This is a genomic window from Lysinibacillus sphaericus, from assembly GCF_001629735.1.
Lineage (GTDB): Bacteria > Bacillota > Bacilli > Bacillales_A > Planococcaceae > Lysinibacillus > Lysinibacillus pinottii.
Window position 1 is genome coordinate 2515263 of record NZ_CP015224.1, and the last position, 18530, is coordinate 2533792.

The window sequence follows — 18530 nt, forward strand, 5'->3', positions numbered from 1 at the left end:
ATAATTACATTAGTCGAAAATCTATTACAACTTGCAGACTTTCTACACGGTTGTCTGCATCCAGAAAATCAAGTTCTTAACAAGGAGTGGAATACATGCAATTACTAGATACAATCACAGAATTTGACCATTGTATCTCACCTGCATTCGAGGCATTATCGATTAAAGTCATTTCATTTTCTACAGCGGACGGACCTACTCAAGATAGTCCGATTGAATTTGAATTTTTAACACGTACAAAAATTGATGTTTACACGCAAGAGGCTAGCACTTATCTTTTACGTATTCTTGGAACAATCCCCGGTTCTATTGCAATTGGACATCAAAATGAAACTCTTTCTATAATTCCTCAAAAAGTAAATATTGAATGTAATGACAAACTGTTACATGTTGACAAAAAAGATATGCATCAAATTTTACAACATCCTGAGCCGAATCGTCATTACAGTGAATGGCTTATTGATGCTATAAAAAATACCAATATTCTCGTTGAGCTGAAGACAAACCAACACTCACTGATTGAGTGGCCAATCGGTATAAAGTCAGCCGCCATAATATAGGTAGAGATAGACATACTTCATCGGTATGTCTTTTTTTGTTACTCCTATTTAAGCATTTCCATTTTGTTGCGTTTCTATCATAACAACTTTCTATAGCTTCTGGAAATAATATTATAGCAACTCTCAACATTAAAGTATTTGTATACTAACCGTCCATCAGGATTGCAAATTGGTCGATTTGCTTAAAAAAGAGCTATAATAATAGAACAATCCTTATGATGGAGGCACATTTAAATATGAATTTAAAAGAAACACTACAATCTTTTTCTACCATGACACTGCATGAACGTCAGGCAATGATGAAGGACAAAGGAGAATGGCTCTTACAGGAAATGATGATTCATATTGGCTCAACTGATGCTGAATTGCGCGATCATTTAATTTATCGTACGTTTATTAATTTACTGAGTGATAATTTATTAAGCACACAACAATTACAATTTTTATTTGAAACAGCAACTAGTGATAACTCCTTATATTTACATATCGGAGAAGCGCCAACAGACAGTGTCTTTACTAGGTCATTCTCTGCATTGCTTATTGCAGGTTTGCTTGCAAAGGATGCCGAGATGCTTGTTTTAAAGGACGATGAGTTGCAACCGTTTTTTAAAAAAATTGGACGTTATCTATTATTAGAGCAAGATACAAGAGGTTACGTACAGGATAAAGGATGGGCACATAGTATTTCACATGGAGCTGATTTAGCCGCCATGACCATTAAACACCCAAAATTCGATTTGCAATATGCTCCGTCCATTTTACATGCACTAAAGCTTGCCACTTGGAAAGGTACAGTCTATGTTAACGATGAAGAAGAGCGATTAATTAACATCGTAGATGCTTTATTACAACAAAATTACTCGGAGAAAGCTTTGATTGAATTTGTTGAACAAGCCTTTGACAAATTTGAAATGCATTTAATGACTCAAGGTTATAACGAAAGCTTTTTTAGTGGGCGTACTTGTACATTAAACTTCATGAAGACATTATATTTTTCTTTAAAAATGAATAATAAAGCCCCTCAATTACAAAATACAATTTATGGACAAGTAGCCAAATGGCTAAAGCTTGGTGACTGACTAAAAAATGCTGATTCAATACGTTTCTTTCTCAAAAACATGAAAAATTTCTACCATACTAGCAAACTAAGACTTTTCTTAGTTTGCTTTTTGTTTTTCAAACAGAATATGAATATGTAAATTTATGTATAATCAAGAAAACTATTTGTTATATTAACATAATTAATAACACTCCCCATTTATTCCCTTTTCAATCATTCCTTTCATTGATAGTTCATCCTAATGTTTCCATACAAAGACTCTTTAGCTACTCCTTTTATATAAAAAAGGCAAATAAAAAACATTATTATGCCCGATGAGATACTGATTTTATTACAAAACAGCGTCCAAAATGTGAAATGCAATTTTTCATAAAAAAAACTATTTACTTAGTTAAACATGAAGAATCCAGTGTTTTCAACGTTTCCACAGTGTTTAATGAACAAAACCTTAAAATACCAATACTAAAATAACGATTTTTGTTCAAAAAATGTTCAAATTCAATGTATCTTTACTATCTTTTTCATAACAAAATTATGTTTTTTCTTAAAAACAGGGCGTATAATCCAATGTGCAAACAACGACAAGATGTGACAATCGTTATAGACATGTACGTATGTGAAACGATTGCACAAATCATTGATTTTGCTAACGCTTGCATTAGACCAATCAACTTCAAGATTTATGTTTCATATTGAACCATGCCATTGTAAATTCTTAAGTTGTTGATTGGTACGCCAAGATAAAAGAGGTGACCTCAGTATCCACTATTTATAAATGTGAACTGACAAAAAACACATGAATTTTATGAATAGCCGTTCTATAGAAAGGAGTCAAACATGAAGAAAAAATTAAGTTTAATGTTTGTAGCATTGGGTGCTCTTGCACTTCTTTCTGGATGTGAGCCATTAACAGTGTTCAATCCTAAAGGGCCAAATGCCGAAACATTATCAAACACAATTATTTTATCCATTATTACAATGGCCTTTATATTACTAGTCGTGTATGTGCTTTTAGCCTTTATGCTAACTAAATATCGTGCATCTAAAACAGCTGCTGATTATGAGCCACCTCATGAAGAGGGTAGCCATCTTCTAGAAATCACATGGACAGTAATTCCAATTATTATTGTTGCATTCTTGGCCGTTGTAACTGTAAGAACAACATCTACTGTAGAGGCTCAGCCAGCAGGATATGACGATAAAGAACCTTTAGTAATTTATGCTTCATCATCAAACTGGAAATGGCATTTTAGTTACCCTGAAGAAGGTGTTGAAACAGTTAACTATGTCAACATTCCAGTGGATCGTCCAATTGAGTTTAAATTATACTCATTTGGTCCGATCACAAGTTTCTGGATTCCTCAATTAGCAGGTCAAAAATATGCCATGAGTGATATGTTAACAACCATTCACCTTGCTGCAGATGAGGTGGGTTCATTCATGGGACGTAACTCTAACTTCAATGGACGCGGATTTGCAGAAATGGAATTTGAAGCACAATCTATGACACAAGAAGACTTCGACAAATGGGTAGCTGATGTTAAAGCAAAAGAAAAACCATTAACAGAAGAAAAATTTGATGAGCTTTTAAAGGCTGAGCATGTTGGTCGCCAAAGCTTCTCATCTACACACTTAGAATTCAGCCCTGCCCCAATGGAACATGGTAAAAACATGAAAATGGGTGACATGGATCATGGTGACATGTCTGAAGAAGATATGAATAATGAACATTCAGGTCATTAATTTACATTTAACTTGAACGAGTAGAATATTAATTTTTTAATTTTGAAAGGAGCGCATCCAATGAGTATGGAAGAATTATTCCATCCAATGCAAGAACCGATGATTTTAGCGGCAGCTATTAGTATCGTAGTTGGAGCAGTCGTTATCGTAGCTGGCCTTACTTATTTCAAAAAATGGGGCTATTTCTACAAAAACTGGCTATCAACTGTTGACCATAAAAAAATCGGGATTATGTATATCGCTGTAGCATTATTAATGCTATTCCGCGGTGGTATCGATGCACTGTTAATGCGTGCACAAACAGCAGTTCCGGATAACGGACTTCTTGATGCACAACATTATAATGAGATTTTTACAACACACGGTTTATTAATGATTTTATTTATGGCTATGCCATTTGTTATTGGTTTAATGAACATTGTCATCCCCCTTCAAATCGGTGCACGTGACGTTGCTTTCCCACGTCTAAATGCTGTCAGCTTTTGGTTATTTGCAGCAGGTGCGGGTTTATTAAACTTATCATTCATTATCGGTGGTTCGCCAGATGCTGGTTGGACAGCCTACTTCCCACTTGCAAGTACGGATTTTAGTCCGACTGTAGGGAATAACTATTATTCTTTAGCACTTCAATTATCAGGTATTGGTACATTGATGACAGGTGTTAACTTCATCACGACCATTATTAAAATGCGTGCACCTGGTATGAAATTAATGAAAATGCCAATGTTTACGTGGTCGATTTTAATTACAAACGTAATTATTGTATTCGCATTCCCAGTATTAACTGTAGCGCTTGCTCTTATGATGTTAGACCGTCAATTCGGTACAAAATTCTTTGCTATGCAAGACGGCGGTATGGATATGCTTTGGGCCAACCTATTCTGGGTTTGGGGACATCCTGAAGTTTATATCGTTATTCTACCTGCTTTCGGTATTTTCTCAGAAATCATTGCAACATTTGCACGTAAAAACTTGTATGGTTATAAATCAATGGTTATGAGTATGGTTGTCATTTCTTTACTATCATTCTTAGTTTGGGCTCACCACTTCTATACAATGGGTCACGGGGTAATGGTAAACAGCGTATTCTCTATTACGACAATGGCAATCGCCGTTCCTACTGGTGTTAAAATATTTAACTGGCTACTGACGATGAGGCACGGGAAAATTCAATTTACAACACCGATGCTTTATGCACTTGGCTTTATTCCAATTTTCACAATTGGTGGGGTTACAGGGGTAATGTTAGCGATGGCAAGTGCTGACTATCAATATCATAATACGATGTTCCTAGTTGCCCACTTCCACTACGTTTTAATTCCAGGTACAGTATTCGGTGTACTTGCAGGTTATCACTACTGGTGGCCAAAAATGTTCGGTTTCCGTTTAAATGAAAAATTAGGGAAAACTGCGTTCTGGTTTATTGCAATCAGCTTCAATGTAACATTCTTCCCATTATTCATTTTAGGTTTAGATGGCTATGCTCGTCGTATGTACACTTACTCAGAATCAACAGGCTATGGACCATTGAACATGTTATCATTCGTTGGTGCTTTAGGACTTGCAGTCGGCTTTGCGTTGATCGTTTATAATATCTACTACAGCTGGAAACATATGCCTCGCAATGAAAAGGCAGATGTATGGGATGGTCGTACACTTGAATGGGCTACTCATTCTCCAGTACCAGAATACAACTTTGCAGTAGTTCCAACTGTTACTCGCTTAGATGAGTTCTGGTTCGCGAAAAAAGAAGGTCGCGATATTACAGCAGGTAAAATTGAAAAAATTCACATGCCAAATAATACAGGCACACCATTCTGGATGAGTGGATTCTTCTTCCTTGCAGCATTCTTCGCTGTATTTAATCTATGGGTTCCAGCCATCATTAGTATGCTTGGTGTATTTGGCTTCATGATCCATCGTTCTTTCGAAAAAGACCATGGTCGTTATATTTCAGTTGAGGAAGTTATGGCAACTGAGAAAAGCTTGAGAGGTGATAAATAATATGAAAATCGATTCTTCACTTCCATTAGAATATAGTACAGAGGAAAATCGCCTAAAAATCTTTGGTTTCTGGATATTCCTTGGCGCCGAGATCGTGTTATTTGCCACATTGTTTACTGTGTATTTCACACTTCACACACGGACAGGTAATGGCCCGAATGGTGCCGAAATCTTTGAGTTAACACCAGTACTATGGGAAACATTCTTATTATTAACAAGTAGTTTCACCATTGGTCTGGGTGTTCATGCAATGCGTATTGGTCGTAAAAAGGCAATGATGACTTTCTTCATCATTACCCTTTTACTTGGACTAGGTTTCTTAGCTATTGAGATTGATGAGTTCATCACTTATGTACATGAAGGTGCGACAATTCAAACAAGCGCATTCTTGTCATCATTAATGACTTTACTTGGAACACACGGTGCCCACGTAACATTTGGTTTCTTCTGGGGACTAGCTATCATTATCCAAGTAGCTAAACGTGGTTTAAATCCACAAACAGCGAACAAAGCGTTTATCTTCTCATTGTACTGGCATTTCCTAGACGTTGTTTGGATTTTCATCTTCAGCTTCGTCTATTTGAAAGGACTGATTAGCTGATGAAGGAATTATTCCCAAAACAACATGTCATGGGCTTCGGCTTCTCACTATTACTGACACTTGTCGCTTTAGCCGTTGTAACCTTTGATATGAGTTATAAAATGGCATTCGCTATTTTACTTGTCACTGCCCTTGCACAAGCAACTGTACAATTAGTGTTATTTATGCACATCGGTGAATCTGAAGATAAGAAAACGTTATATACAACGATTTTATATTCAGTATTTGTAGGTGTTGTAACAATCATTGGTACATTGTTCGCCATGATCTGGGGTTACTAAGTAATTAATTTCATTTAGATATTTTCGAGCTTGTTGAAGAAAAGCTCCTCTAAAAGCTGTCACGGCCTTTCGCATTATTCGATTGGTCAGTGACAGCTTTTTTAATAATTTTCATGCTTGTCACTGGTCGTTGTTGCAAGATTATTGTTTTATTACTAAGGAATTAGATTCATTTTATAAAATAACGAAACTTTTCCTTTTCTTGGGCGTATACTAGTAGATAGTGTTTTTTACCAAGAATAGGAGATGAAAGTAATGAAGAAGATTTTTAAAGTATTAGCAGTTGGAACACTAGCATTAACGCTTGCTGCTTGTAATTCAAGTGCCACACCTACGAAAGACACAACCGAAAAAAGCAAACTCACTTTAGAACAAGTGTATGACAAAGCAGTGGATCGCCAGGCTGATATTAAAAGTGCTAGTGCTAATATGGACATGACACAGGTAACAAAGGTTGGAGCTGGCGAAGAGGCTATGGAATTCTCTATCAACTCTAAAATGGAAATGGACATTATCGTTGATCCACTTGCTATGCATTTATCAGGCTCAATGTCAATGCCAGATATGATGAGTGAAGGCCAAGAAACAACGGACATGCCTATTGAAATGTATATGAAAAAAGACGCTGGCCTTTTCATGAAAGATGTGACTACAGACAGTTGGTTAAAACTTCCTGATGAGAATTTTGATGCTATTTTAGATCAAACGGCTGCTTCTGCTGATGCAAAGGAACAGTTAGAACAACTTAAAAAGTTCATCAAAGATTTTACATTTGAACAAACTGATAAAGAATACGTCCTTACATTAGAAGCAAAAGGTGATAAATTTAAAGAGCTAATTGATTCTGAGATTAATAAATCAATGCAGGATATGGGATTAGAAGAAAACCCTATGGATCAACTAACAATTGAAAAAATCAACTATGTGCTACACATCGATAAAAAGACTTTCGATACAAACAAAATGGATATGAATTTTGATTTGAAAATGGCAGTAGAAGGTGATGAATTGTTAATGAATACAAAATCAGTCGTTACTTATACTGATTTCAATCACCTTAAAACAATTGATATTCCTCAAAACATAGTAGATAACGCACAAACAATCGAATAAAAAACAAACCTGCTTGTATATAGATGACAAGCAGGTTTGTTGTGTTATTATCCATATAAATATGACGAAGATTTCCGTAAAATTATCGAACGATTAATACATCACAATGAGCATGACGTACTACTTTTTCTGCTACAGACCCTAGCATCATTTTTTCCATTCGATTTAACCCTGTTGCTCCACATACAATCAAATCAACATTCGTAAGCTGTGTCAAAATCCCCTTTGGCGAACCCGTTTCTACAACTGACTCTACGCTTTGAACACCGGTCTGAACCACTTGCTCTTCCAAGCTTGCCATTTTGCTCTTGTTTTCTTTCTTCAATTCCTCTGCATATTTTAAATCATAGGCTGACACCGCACCAAAAGATTTTGTATCAATCACATTCACTAGTTGCAAAGTAGCATTGTGTTGCATCGCTAATTGACTCGCTCTTTCTAAAGCCTTCAATGATTGTTCTGAGAAATCAATTGCTACTGCGATTTTTAGATAATTAGCCATATTAGTCCTCTCCCTTCAACATGGCATTCCATGTTTTCACAAATATTATATCATAACGGTGTTCTGTATAGTTTATCGTCATCGGGTTGTGGATTGCCACGTCCATCCGTATTATTGCTGATAAAGTACAAATAGCTATCATCCATAAAGACATCTCGTATTCTTCCGAAATCTGATAATAGTACATCTTGTTTATGCTTGCTCATATCAAATGTTAGCACCGCTGTCCCCCTTAGTGCCGCAACATATAATCGATCATTCACTACGGTTATGCCAGAGGGTGCCCACGTTTTTGATGGGCCTGAAGTAAATAGAGGTGTAACCATTCGTTGCTGTTTGTCTGTTCCCTCCATGAGCGGCCAACCATAATTCTTCCCTTTTTCAATCACGTTGATTTCGTCATTTGCTGCATTGCCATGTTCGCTTGCGTACATCGTACCATCCGTTGCCCATGCTAATCCCTGCGGATTTCGATGCCCATAGCTATACACATAAGAACGAGGAAAGGGATTATCATTCGGTATGGAACCATCCAAATTGAGACGTAAAATTTTTCCTTCCAACGCATCTAAATCCTGTGCTAAAGATGGCTGGGTTGCATCGCCCACAGTAACATACAATTTGCTATCGGGACCTATTTTTAAACGTCCACCATGATGATATGTACCACTCTGTATTCGATCAATTAGGAGATCCGTTTCCTGCCACTTATTATCGATTAACGTTAATGTCACAACCCGATTAAATTGCGCTGATTCCTCTTCATACGTATAGTACGCATAAGCAATATATGTTGTTGTAAAATCAGGAGCTAACACAAATCCTAGGAGACCTGCTTCTGGAGCTGACGACAAATCCTTCTTTAATAAAACCTGTTGTCTTTCAACTACATCTTCCGTAATCTTCACAATATTCCCTGGTCTTTCTGCTACATATAACGCTGTATCACTCTTTTCAATAGACCATGGTGTATGTAATTGCTCTGCTATTACTTCAACGTTTGGAGTGACTTTTAAGGGTTCCTCTTGTATGACCTTCCGTTCATCCTTCCCCTCTGTAGATGTACAGCCCAAACATAGAAAAATGACTAGCAGTAAAATCGGAATCATTCGCCTCATTTTGTTTCCTCCTTTTCTGTCATAAAAATAATACTATTTTTTGAAATAGAAAAAGACGTCGCCCTAGACGTCTCTTTTACTTACTTTTATACTTTCGAACATAATTATTTCACCAAATGTTTTTGTGTGCTCTAGCACTTTAAGATAAGCTTCTTTTCGATGGATGAGTCGTTCTTGTCGTAATTTTAGATAGGAATAATAAAAGTCATCTATAGCTATTTTATCCATAAACTCACCTCTTATAGTAGTTGTCTGCTACCACTATTATAAGGTTGGTAAATTCTTACGACAATTCTATTTTCTATTTTTGATTATAAGTTCCCAAAAATGGAAGGATAAAAGACATAAGAACGCTCGAAAGAATATACATATTTATCTAATTAGTTGATAAAAAAAGGCAGTACTTTTTCTTCTACAACTTGTTCACCCGCCTGAATCCATCTACTTTTATCATGAATATGCCCATCCTTATCAAGCGGTGTCTGGAACTGGCTAGCTCCTGTAGCATCCAGTAGAGAACCTTCATCATAATCTAAACCAACGTTAGCAACATGTTTAATGACAAACGGCTTTTGAAATCGAATTTGGGCATCTTCATTGTCTAATTCCCCTGCTGTTACGATAAAGGGCACGCGTAAATATATTGTTTCGCCGCCGCCTCTCCATAGTACCGCGTCGAAGCTCCCTTTATGATACTCCCAATTCCCACCAATTGTAAAACCGCGATGAATAATATGATCTCGCAAATAACCATAGCCTATCTCTTTTCCAACTATTTTTGAATCAAACTGTAGCATGTTGAAACCTCCTCCTTTCATTTGATAAAAGTCTATCCTAAAAAGAGGAATTACAAACTATTTAAAGGAACTCAGATTGTTCAATTTAAAACATATTTAGCGGCTTCTACATATTCTGTAACAGCTTTGCGGCAGTTGGCACCAGTCTTTCAAAGACATTATTGAATATTATAATCCTCCCTATAATTCCAATATATAGAAATAAATAAAAAGGTGATTAATACGTTAATCACCTGACGTTCCATAATCCTTGATGGTTATGGAAACTTCACATTTTATAGCTGCTTCACTAAATATTTTATCCCAATCCTTTTTTATCTTTTCCCACTCTTTTGGATACTTTATTCTTAATTTATTGCCGAATCCTGCAACATCTGTTTGATATTCCTGTTGCAGCTTTTCCGACGTTTTCATCACTAATCGTTGAATTTCTTCCTCAATTGTTTTCTCTGCTTTTTTTAAAAATTTATTATTAAATGCTTTGTCTGACAGTACCCAATGTTCAGCAATTCTTCCTTCCGATTGAATGTTCACTGTAAATGAAATACGATCACCATCTATTTTTGGTATGATTTTACTTTTCATAGACATTATTTCATAAACGATAGGTGAATCCGATTCTTTATCAAACCCCTTTACTAACCCCCCTTCCCCTTTCCCCGTGATCCATGCAATGCCCCCTAAGTCGTTTTCATCCAGAAAGCCTCGAAGTTTTTTAGTTTTCCCATCAATGACAGCAGCACCTACAAATTTTACTTCTCCATCTTCTGAAACGACGTTTTGTAATAAAAAGCTTGAATCAGAATATAATTTCCCCTCTAATTTTGCAATGGTCATAGGTGGCAAAATTTTGGTTGTTCTTTCATTCCCCTCCATCATCTCTACCAATTGAAAGGCAGGAATTTTCGTTGGTTCATTTGTTTCAAGTGTCTCACTTGCCCGCCCCTGAGCAATAAGAAGCAATCCGCTTGGCCGTATCTCCAGCTCTCTTAGAAAAAAGTCCAACAGCTGTTGCAGGTTAATGGTGCTGGCAAGTTCTTCGCCAATAATGGTAACCTTGGAATGCTCCGCGAATGAATGTTTGTCAGACTTTAATAGCATATTTCGTAATGTAGGCAAAACAACATCCCCTGTTTCAGAAACATTTTTATATGCCTTTTCTCGTAATGTTCCATCTTTCATTCCTGTAACAGTTGTCTCAGAAGTGACCATTTGATTCGTAACGGTGAGTAACGTTCTATTAGCATATTTAGCCTCTTTTTGTTCCTCAGTGGTAGCCTCTTCTGTTGCTAAATCTAATGAGGTACCAACAATCAATCCTAAATCCTCAATCTCTTTACTACTCCAGCAACCAGTAAGTAGGAGAGATACAATCATTACTAGAGAAATACGTAAAAATGGATAGAGTTTCTTCATGTTTTATCGCCCTTCAATTTTGATATAAGGAGTAAGGTTATGGGTAGTGCACCAAATAAAAATAAAGCAGCATGACCGATCTTATCGCCAAATTTAAAAAGGTCATTTATATTTTTGGGTGTCATCGCGATAATATAAATAATCGGTAATAATCCATATAGAAAAGGGTGCATACTTTTTTTAAAAAGCTGAGCTAACCCTAGAGCGGCAGCATAATAGGTAATGGTAAAGGTGGCGAAAATTTGCATAATCCATATAACAAGTAAAAATGATTCAAAGCGCTCGAAAATTAATCCTGGAATTTCAAAACTCCGCATGAGTTCGATTGTTGGCCATGTTCTTGTCATGACCCCTTCGATGGAAAGAGCGCCAATCACCATTACGACAGTAATAACATAAAAAAGTAATGGAATCGCTATGCCCACTAAGACGACTTTGACTGCTTTCTTTTTATCAGATGGGTACATAAATGCCACTAAGAGCAACATAATCTCAGGACCTAGAAATGCTAATGTCGCCGTTTTTATTCCTTTCAGCATCGGAACGACTCCCAGCCCTAAAACAGGTCGAAGATTATCGATTTCAAAGATTCCTAAGCTTAAAAAAGCGACAAGTAAGAAAATCACAAAGGTAATGGGAAATATAATTTCGAATAAACGACCGATCGAATTAATTCCACCACTCACCAAATAGAGCCCCACCCATAAGAAAGGTAGAATAATAGCCCATGTGGGTGTTCCCTCCAATAAAAAGAGGGAGGTTACTTCAGCCATTATTCGAACCTCAAAAGCAGAAATCGTAAAGAAATAAGTAATGACAAGTGCACTAATCAACCATCCTAGCCATTTTCCAACAATATCTTGATTGTATTGATAAAATGTCTTGTCTGGATATTGTTGACTTAGCTTGACGATAATCACTCCAGCAATCATGGCGATAAGACCACCTAAAAAAACACTAATCCAAACATCTGGCGTTTTTACCTTCTCTACCGAGGCACGAGGCAGGGTGAGGATGCCAGTTGCAAGAATATAATTAATAATAATGACCATTGTTTGGGACGTCGTAATGTTATCTTTTGGACTGGTAATCATGGCTACTGTTTTCCTTTCCTCGTATTTCCCCTTTACGAACAGAATCTTTTGGCTGTAATAATTTTGGTCGGCGTTTCATCATCATTAATGGCATACGTACCATAAAATCTTTCCAATCCCCTGCTCTATATGGGACAGTCGGACTAACATAAGGAACACCAAAACTCTTCAGCTTTACTAAATGACTGCCCAGGAAAAGGAAAAATAGAATGACCCCGTAAAGACCAAATATGGCAGCAAAAAACATAGCAACAAATCGTAGCATTCGTAATGTAATCCCTGCGTTATATTGAGGGATAGCAAAGGACGAAATAGCGGTTAAAGCAACGACGATAACCATAATCGGACTTACAATTCCAGCCTGTACAGCTGCTTCTCCAATAACAAGACCCCCGACGATACCCATTGTGGGACCGATCGGCTTGGGCAAACGAAGTCCAGCTTCTCGTAAAATTTCGATGGCTACCTCCATAATAAGCGCCTCGATTAACGCTGGAAATGGAACTCCTTCCCTTGTGGACATCATGGACAGTGCTAGCTTAGTTGGGATTAATCCCTGATGGAACGACACAAAAGCAATATACATGGATGGACCAAAAAGTGTTATCGCAGCAGCCAAGTATCGTAGAAGCCGAATGAGCGAACTTGCAAACCAGCGTTCATAATAATCTTCCGGAGATTGTAGTAGCATATTAATTGTAACTGGTACAATTAAAGCAAATGGTGTGCCATCTAATATAATGGCAACCCGCCCCTCCATTAATGCCCCATATACTCGATCAGGACGCTCCGTGTTCTGCACTTGTGTAAAAGGGCTCAGAAAATTATCTTCAATTAACTGCTCTATATAGCCCGATTCTAATAGGTTATCAAGGTCGATTGTTTGTATCCGATTTTTTACTTCATCCACCAACTCCGGATCCACTATCTCATCCATATAGGCAATGACTAACTCTTTTTTTACCCTCTTCCCCACTTTCATCTGAATGATAGATAATTGCTGATTTTCACCTTGCTGTCTTAGAAGAGCTGTATTGTCACTTAATCTTTCTGTAAAGCCTACCCTTGGCCCTCTAACAACCGCTTCTGAAATAGGCTCCTCTATATTACGCGTCTTGCCATTTATCGTACAAAGTAATAAAGCATTAGGCATACCATCTACAAATAAAGCTGTATAACCTATTAATACCTTACTTACTATTCCTTGCATCGTTGATTCTTCTAGTACATCCCCGATAGGTATATTATTTTTCATGAGGTTCTGCATGTTGCCGTTTTCTGTTAAAGCAGTGGCGGATGTGTCCGAAAAACGCTCCATCATCGAAGTCAAAATATGCTCTTCGATTTGCCCTTTATCTGCTAGACCTTCAAGATAAACAATAGCCGCACGAATATGAGTATTTCCTATGTGAAATTCTCTAAAGTGGGCATCCCAATTATGCCCAAGTTCTTGTTTTATTCGTTCAAAATCTTTGATAAAATCACCCGTTAGCGAGGCAACTGTTTCTTGGCTAGATGGCTGATCTACTTCCTTTTGATTCGTGTATTCTTTCATGTCGATCTTGCCATTATTCTTTTTTTCAAGTATTAAACCATTAAATAATTTGAAAATCAAAAATGGAATAACGAATGCTAAAAAACCCTGCATAAAAACTTGCCATTGTGGTATATAGGATATTACCCTTTCCCACATGATGATCACCCTCTTTACCAATCCACAAGGAATTAATTACTACATATTTTTATCTAAGCAGTCCTATTTTAAACTTCTAAACATCAACATCCTCCCATGACAAAAAATCAGCCTCAATATGCCTGAGTGCTGACATTAGGGTATATTTTTTGTTTTCTAATCCATGAATTTCCAAGTCCTTACATCCCGTTTTATTATTTCTAATCATTGAAATTTAGAAAATAAGATATGGTATACTAGCTACTATGAAAAATTAGAAGGTGAAATAAATGTTAGAAGTTAATGAAAGTAAATTAGCTCACTATAGTATCCATTTTTTGAGCGAGACGACACTAATTTTAGGAGAAGAGGATTATATACAGCCAGAGCTCATGCTAGAAGCAGCCTTTACACAGCTTGCATTTAGTAAAGTAGAGCTTGAGCAGCAATATGAATTTTTCCATGAAACAGATATTGCGCTTAATGAAGTTTTTACCTATTCAAAAAAAATATTCGAACAGGACAGTAGCTTTCTTGAACAATCTCAAAATATGGCGAAGCACTTACACAGTGTATCCCAGCACCCAAATATTAAAAGCGGAGAGCTATTTATTGGCTTGTTTGAAAATTGCTTTCTATTAAATGAAGTTAAAAAGGTCATTGCCATTGTCAAAATTGATGAAAAAGAGATGTTTTTAGATGTCAAAAATGACAATAATAAGATGATCATTCATGGTGTTGATGGCATAAACGTGAAAAAAATTAATAATATGGCCATCATTGTAGATATGGGGGAAGAGAAACCCCCTGTTGTTTTTATAAAAACGAAGCGAAAAGAGGATATCGTATACTGGCAGGAACGATTTTTAAACATTAAAGCAGCCGATGAACATTATCACAATACAGATTTAGCGCTAAATGAATGCAAAAAGTATATTTTAAAAGAAGAGAATTATTCGAACACAGAGAAGCTAGGCTTTTTAAATAAAACATTGGACTACTTTAGAAACGAAGATGAGTTTCAAGTGGACCATTACATCGAAACCGTATTTGATCAAGCGGATGCTACCCAAAAAGATATCCTCGTCAATGCAGTCAAACCTTATGAAACAGTTATTTCTGACAGTGCACTAGAAAAAGCTGAAAAAAAATACAAACGTAAAATAAAGCTTGATTCCAATATTGAAATTCAAGTCAATATTCAGCATATCGATCAAATAGACGAACTGATTGAAGTTGGCTATGATGAGGCAACAAATCGAAAATTTTATAAGATTTATTTCCAGGATGAAATATAAAGGAGGCTCACTTAAAAATGCCTCAAATTATTGACCAAAACCATCGAAAAGTTCACGCTCGATGGTTTTTATCTTTTTAGAGTGCTACAGCTCGACCGCTGTAGTGAAAATCAACGCTTTTATTTTTTTGTAAAAGAGACATTCCCATTTTAGGAGTTGCTCTTTTGTCTTAAAAAAAACACTATTTCTTTTCAAATTTTTCTTAAAAAGATAAAACTTTTTTGTTTGGTAAAACGTCTAATAATTGGTAACAGAAGTTAACCTAAAGGAGAATGAATAAAGATGAAAAAACCGTTTAAGAAAACATGGATTTTAGCTTCCGCATTAACACTAGGAATGGCCGTAATGACCCCGCTTCAAGCTGGTGCAACTTCAGTAGATACAACTAAACAAGTCACTATACAAGTAGAACAAAAAATAAAAGGTACTATTAAGTACTTTGATGGCGATGGCATCTCAATTAAAGGGTCTGACGGCAAAAATTATTTTATTGGCTTACACAAATTCTCTGACAAGCAAATCGAAAAATTGAAGCTAGTGGAAGGACAGGAAATCGCTGTTGAAGGAAGCATTGTAGAAGATTATTCAGATTTCTATACTTTTGATGTGTATAAAAAAAGCTTACCTAAAGAAGTCACAAAAGAAGAGTTAGTTCAATTAGAAAAACTCTTTACTGACATGAAAAAAGCAGAAAAAGAAGAGAATTATGAAGAAATGGATCGAGTTTATCAGGCCATGAATAACATTACAAGACCTTATGAATTAGCAAATTGGCAGCCTGAGCCTTTTGAAGATTTTATTAACGAAGCTGCATTTTCTGAGCAAAACATAGTCATCAAAAAACAAGATAAAGAACAGCTTAAAGCACTTTATAATGACTGGGTAAAATTCACTAAAGAAGATAAAACAGATGAGGCAGGAGAAAAAATAGATAAAATCTTTACTATTTTAGAGCCATACTTCCAAGAGCTATATCCTCCACTAACTTTTGAACAATATATGGCTGATATGGACTTAGACATAACAAAAGAGGATCTCGTAAAGCTTAAGGCGTTCTATGAGGAAGCTCAAAAAGCAGATAAAGATAAAAACGAAGAGCTCTCAATCAAGTTATGGGATCAATTCTATGAAATAATTAATTCATATTACAAACCTGTTTCCTTTGAAGAATATATGTCAGATATCGAATTTGACATTAGCGAATCGGATTACACAAAATTAAAACAGCTCTATGAGGAAGCAAATGCCTTAGATCAAAAAGGTGAAGATGAAAAGGCTGCTGCCCAATGGGAAGCCTTCTATCAAATTTTAGATCCCTATTATTCGGCAAATAGAGACATTCTAATCTCAGCATCGAAGTTAATCATTCACGGTAACGATTTACTTCCAGAACAAACAAAATAATGTTTTTGGGGCTCTCCTATTCACTATAAGGAGTAGCCCTTTTCTAGTACATGACAAAATTGTCATGTACTCCATTGAATAGTCATGTGAATCGATGGTTTGACCATAATTTGCTTGTTATAGTAATCGTTGTTGAAACAAGTAATTTATAAGTTAAGGAGAAATGAGCATGACACAATTTATTAAAAAAACTGTGATGATGACTGTAATGCTAGTATGTTGTACAATGCTACCAGAATTTGCGCATGCAGCATCTGATGACAAAATTCGTAACATTGAACTCTTTATTGAGGAGCAACAAGCCATTAGTAAAATCCCCGGCCTTTCTGTCACTATTGTCGATAAGGGGGTAACCGTATATCAAAAGGGATTTGGGTATGCAAATATAAAAACAAAAACACCCGTCACTTCAGATACTCTTTTTGAGCTAGGCTCCACATCTAAAGCCTTTACAGGCCTTGCCATTCTTCAATTGGAAAAACAAGGGTTACTAAGGCGTTCGGATGATATTCAAACGTATATCCCATGGTTAACATTGACCTATAATGGAAAAAAGGAAATCATAACAATTCAGCAGTTACTGTCGCATACAAGTGGAATTCCTTCTAATTCAATTGTTCAAATTCCAGAAAGCACAGCCAAAAACGCCCTTGAATTAACTGTCAAAACATTACTAGATCAAACATTAAATAGAAAACCAGGAAGTTCTTTTGAGTATGCAACTATTAATTATGATGTGTTAGGACTAATCATAGAGCAAGTAACTAAGCTGCCCTATGATCAATATGTCAAACAGAAGATTTTACAACCTATTGGTATGTATCAATCGTTTGTAGGAATTCATCAAGTAGCATTCCCTCATATGGCTTCTGGTTATAAAATAGGACTTATGAGAGAGTTACCTTTTACACCACCTATTTACCGTGGAAATATCCCTGCTGGCTATATTATCAGTAACGCAAATGATATCGCAAAATGGTTGAAATTACAGTTAGGCAATAGTGAAATTTATTCAATTGATGCTACAACCATTAAAGAATCACATAATCCTGACCAAACGGTAGAACCTTTTGATACAAATACTTATTATGCTACCGGTTGGGCAGTGGTTGAAAAAGAAAACAAGCCATACATTTACCATGCTGGAGAAAATCCAACCTTTACATCGTATTTCATCATGCAGCCCGATGAGCAAATAGGGGTAGCCATCTTAGCCAATATGAATACAAGCTCGACAACTGCTATTGGACAAGGGATTATGGATTTGTGGGAAGGTAAAACAACAACTCCTCTACATACTAACAGCTATCAAAAGTTGGATAAAATCGCCACGATTATAAGTATCATTATTATAGGAATCAGTCTAATCTTTTGCTATTTTGTAATCAAAATGACCTCAAGCATTTATAAAAAACAACGCCAATTGACAAAGCTTGCTTCCAAGAGAATACTATTATTAACTCTCCATTCAATGCTTGTTGCCAGCATGTTAATCGCAATTTTTCTGGCACCAGAAGTTTTACTTGGCGGTTTAAATTGGGCATTTATTAAGGTGTGGGCACCGACCTCTATATCGGTATTATTGTATAGCACTATATGGGCTTGTATTCTATATTTAACATGGGGGATTATACTCATTATGACAAAAAGGAAAGCGCTAGATTAATTGTCTATGGAATGTTTTAGTATGTAGATAATCAGGATGCCCGACTCTTTTTAAGATGAATTTAATAGGATTTTCTACATAGGCCACTCTAAACGAGAACAAGTTTTAACTCAACTTCCTTTTATAGCTTATTCATATAGCCAGTTACTCGAATAGTGAGTAACTGGCTATGACACTTGTGAATACAAAGGCAAACGTTCC

The 18530-nt window shown here is 36.2% G+C and carries 17 protein-coding genes; 10 read left to right on the forward strand and 7 right to left on the reverse strand.

Translation table 11 applies throughout. The features are described 5' to 3' along the window. Nucleotides 1-95: 95 nt before the first annotated feature. The 7 genes from A2J09_RS12305 to A2J09_RS12335 all read left to right on the forward strand — a co-directional run bounded on the left by A2J09_RS12305 (nt 96) and on the right by A2J09_RS12335 (nt 7362). Nucleotides 96-560 carry a hypothetical protein gene (locus A2J09_RS12305; RefSeq protein WP_012295493.1) on the forward strand — a complete coding sequence of 155 codons (465 nt, stop codon included), beginning with the start codon at nt 96-98 and terminating at the stop codon, nt 558-560. A gap of 236 nt (nt 561-796) precedes the next feature. Continuing rightward, on the forward strand, nt 797-1639 hold the full coding sequence (locus A2J09_RS12310) for a DUF2785 domain-containing protein (RefSeq protein WP_036162262.1): 843 nt from the start codon (nt 797-799) through the stop codon (nt 1637-1639). 818 nt (nt 1640-2457) lie between these two features. After that, the gene (gene qoxA / locus A2J09_RS12315; RefSeq protein ID WP_012295495.1) at nt 2458-3363 is read left to right on the forward strand and encodes a cytochrome aa3 quinol oxidase subunit II; all 906 of its coding nucleotides are present in this window, start codon (nt 2458-2460) and stop codon (nt 3361-3363) included. 60 nt (nt 3364-3423) lie between these two features. Continuing rightward, nucleotides 3424-5367, forward strand: coding sequence for a cytochrome aa3 quinol oxidase subunit I (gene qoxB, locus A2J09_RS12320; protein ID WP_031419321.1), 1944 nt, complete (start codon nt 3424-3426; stop codon nt 5365-5367). A gap of 1 nt (nt 5368) precedes the next feature. Then, nucleotides 5369-5968, forward strand: coding sequence for a cytochrome aa3 quinol oxidase subunit III (gene qoxC, locus A2J09_RS12325; RefSeq protein WP_012295498.1), 600 nt, complete (start codon nt 5369-5371; stop codon nt 5966-5968). Continuing rightward, nucleotides 5968-6249 (forward strand): cytochrome aa3 quinol oxidase subunit IV, encoded by a 282-nt coding sequence (qoxD, locus tag A2J09_RS12330; protein ID WP_012295499.1) that lies wholly within the window; start codon nt 5968-5970, stop codon nt 6247-6249. The genes qoxC and qoxD overlap by 1 nt, the downstream gene beginning before the upstream one ends. A gap of 255 nt (nt 6250-6504) precedes the next feature. Next, nucleotides 6505-7362 carry a DUF6612 family protein gene (locus tag A2J09_RS12335; RefSeq protein ID WP_031419322.1) on the forward strand — a complete coding sequence of 286 codons (858 nt, stop codon included), beginning with the start codon at nt 6505-6507 and terminating at the stop codon, nt 7360-7362. An 82-nt stretch (nt 7363-7444) separates the two neighbouring features. Here A2J09_RS12335 and A2J09_RS12340 read toward each other — a convergent pair whose 3' ends face one another. The 7 genes from A2J09_RS12340 to A2J09_RS12365 form a co-directional block, all read right to left on the reverse strand. After that, complete coding sequence (locus A2J09_RS12340) at nt 7445-7864, reverse strand: universal stress protein (protein ID WP_012295501.1); 420 nt, start codon at nt 7862-7864, stop codon at nt 7445-7447. A 50-nt stretch (nt 7865-7914) separates the two neighbouring features. Beyond that, nucleotides 7915-8982 (reverse strand): PQQ-dependent sugar dehydrogenase, encoded by a 1068-nt coding sequence (locus tag A2J09_RS12345; protein ID WP_036162264.1) that lies wholly within the window; start codon nt 8980-8982, stop codon nt 7915-7917. Between the two features lie 63 nt (nt 8983-9045). After that, nucleotides 9046-9210, reverse strand: coding sequence for a hypothetical protein (locus tag A2J09_RS23975; protein ID WP_012295503.1), 165 nt, complete (start codon nt 9208-9210; stop codon nt 9046-9048). A gap of 152 nt (nt 9211-9362) precedes the next feature. Beyond that, nucleotides 9363-9779, reverse strand: coding sequence for a YugN family protein (locus tag A2J09_RS12350; RefSeq protein ID WP_031419325.1), 417 nt, complete (start codon nt 9777-9779; stop codon nt 9363-9365). 225 nt (nt 9780-10004) lie between these two features. Beyond that, nucleotides 10005-11195, reverse strand: a complete 1191-nt coding sequence (locus tag A2J09_RS12355; RefSeq protein ID WP_012295505.1) for a Ger(x)C family spore germination protein — start codon at nt 11193-11195, stop codon at nt 10005-10007. Then, nucleotides 11192-12289 carry a spore germination protein gene (locus A2J09_RS12360; RefSeq protein WP_031419326.1) on the reverse strand — a complete coding sequence of 366 codons (1098 nt, stop codon included), beginning with the start codon at nt 12287-12289 and terminating at the stop codon, nt 11192-11194. The genes A2J09_RS12355 and A2J09_RS12360 overlap by 4 nt, the downstream gene beginning before the upstream one ends. Next, nucleotides 12267-13937, reverse strand: coding sequence for a spore germination protein (locus tag A2J09_RS12365; protein ID WP_012295507.1), 1671 nt, complete (start codon nt 13935-13937; stop codon nt 12267-12269). Before A2J09_RS12365 ends, A2J09_RS12360 begins: the two co-directional genes overlap by 23 nt. Before the next feature lie 314 nt (nt 13938-14251). On the opposite strand from A2J09_RS12365, the gene A2J09_RS12370 reads away from it, so the two are divergent. From A2J09_RS12370 to A2J09_RS12380, 3 genes are all read left to right on the forward strand, one after another. Beyond that, complete coding sequence (locus A2J09_RS12370) at nt 14252-15259, forward strand: nucleoid-associated protein (protein WP_012295508.1); 1008 nt, start codon at nt 14252-14254, stop codon at nt 15257-15259. A gap of 282 nt (nt 15260-15541) precedes the next feature. Further along, nucleotides 15542-16663, forward strand: coding sequence for a hypothetical protein (locus A2J09_RS12375; protein ID WP_012295509.1), 1122 nt, complete (start codon nt 15542-15544; stop codon nt 16661-16663). 169 nt (nt 16664-16832) lie between these two features. Next, on the forward strand, nt 16833-18329 hold the full coding sequence (locus tag A2J09_RS12380) for a serine hydrolase domain-containing protein (protein ID WP_012295510.1): 1497 nt from the start codon (nt 16833-16835) through the stop codon (nt 18327-18329). Nucleotides 18330-18530 lie beyond the last annotated feature (201 nt).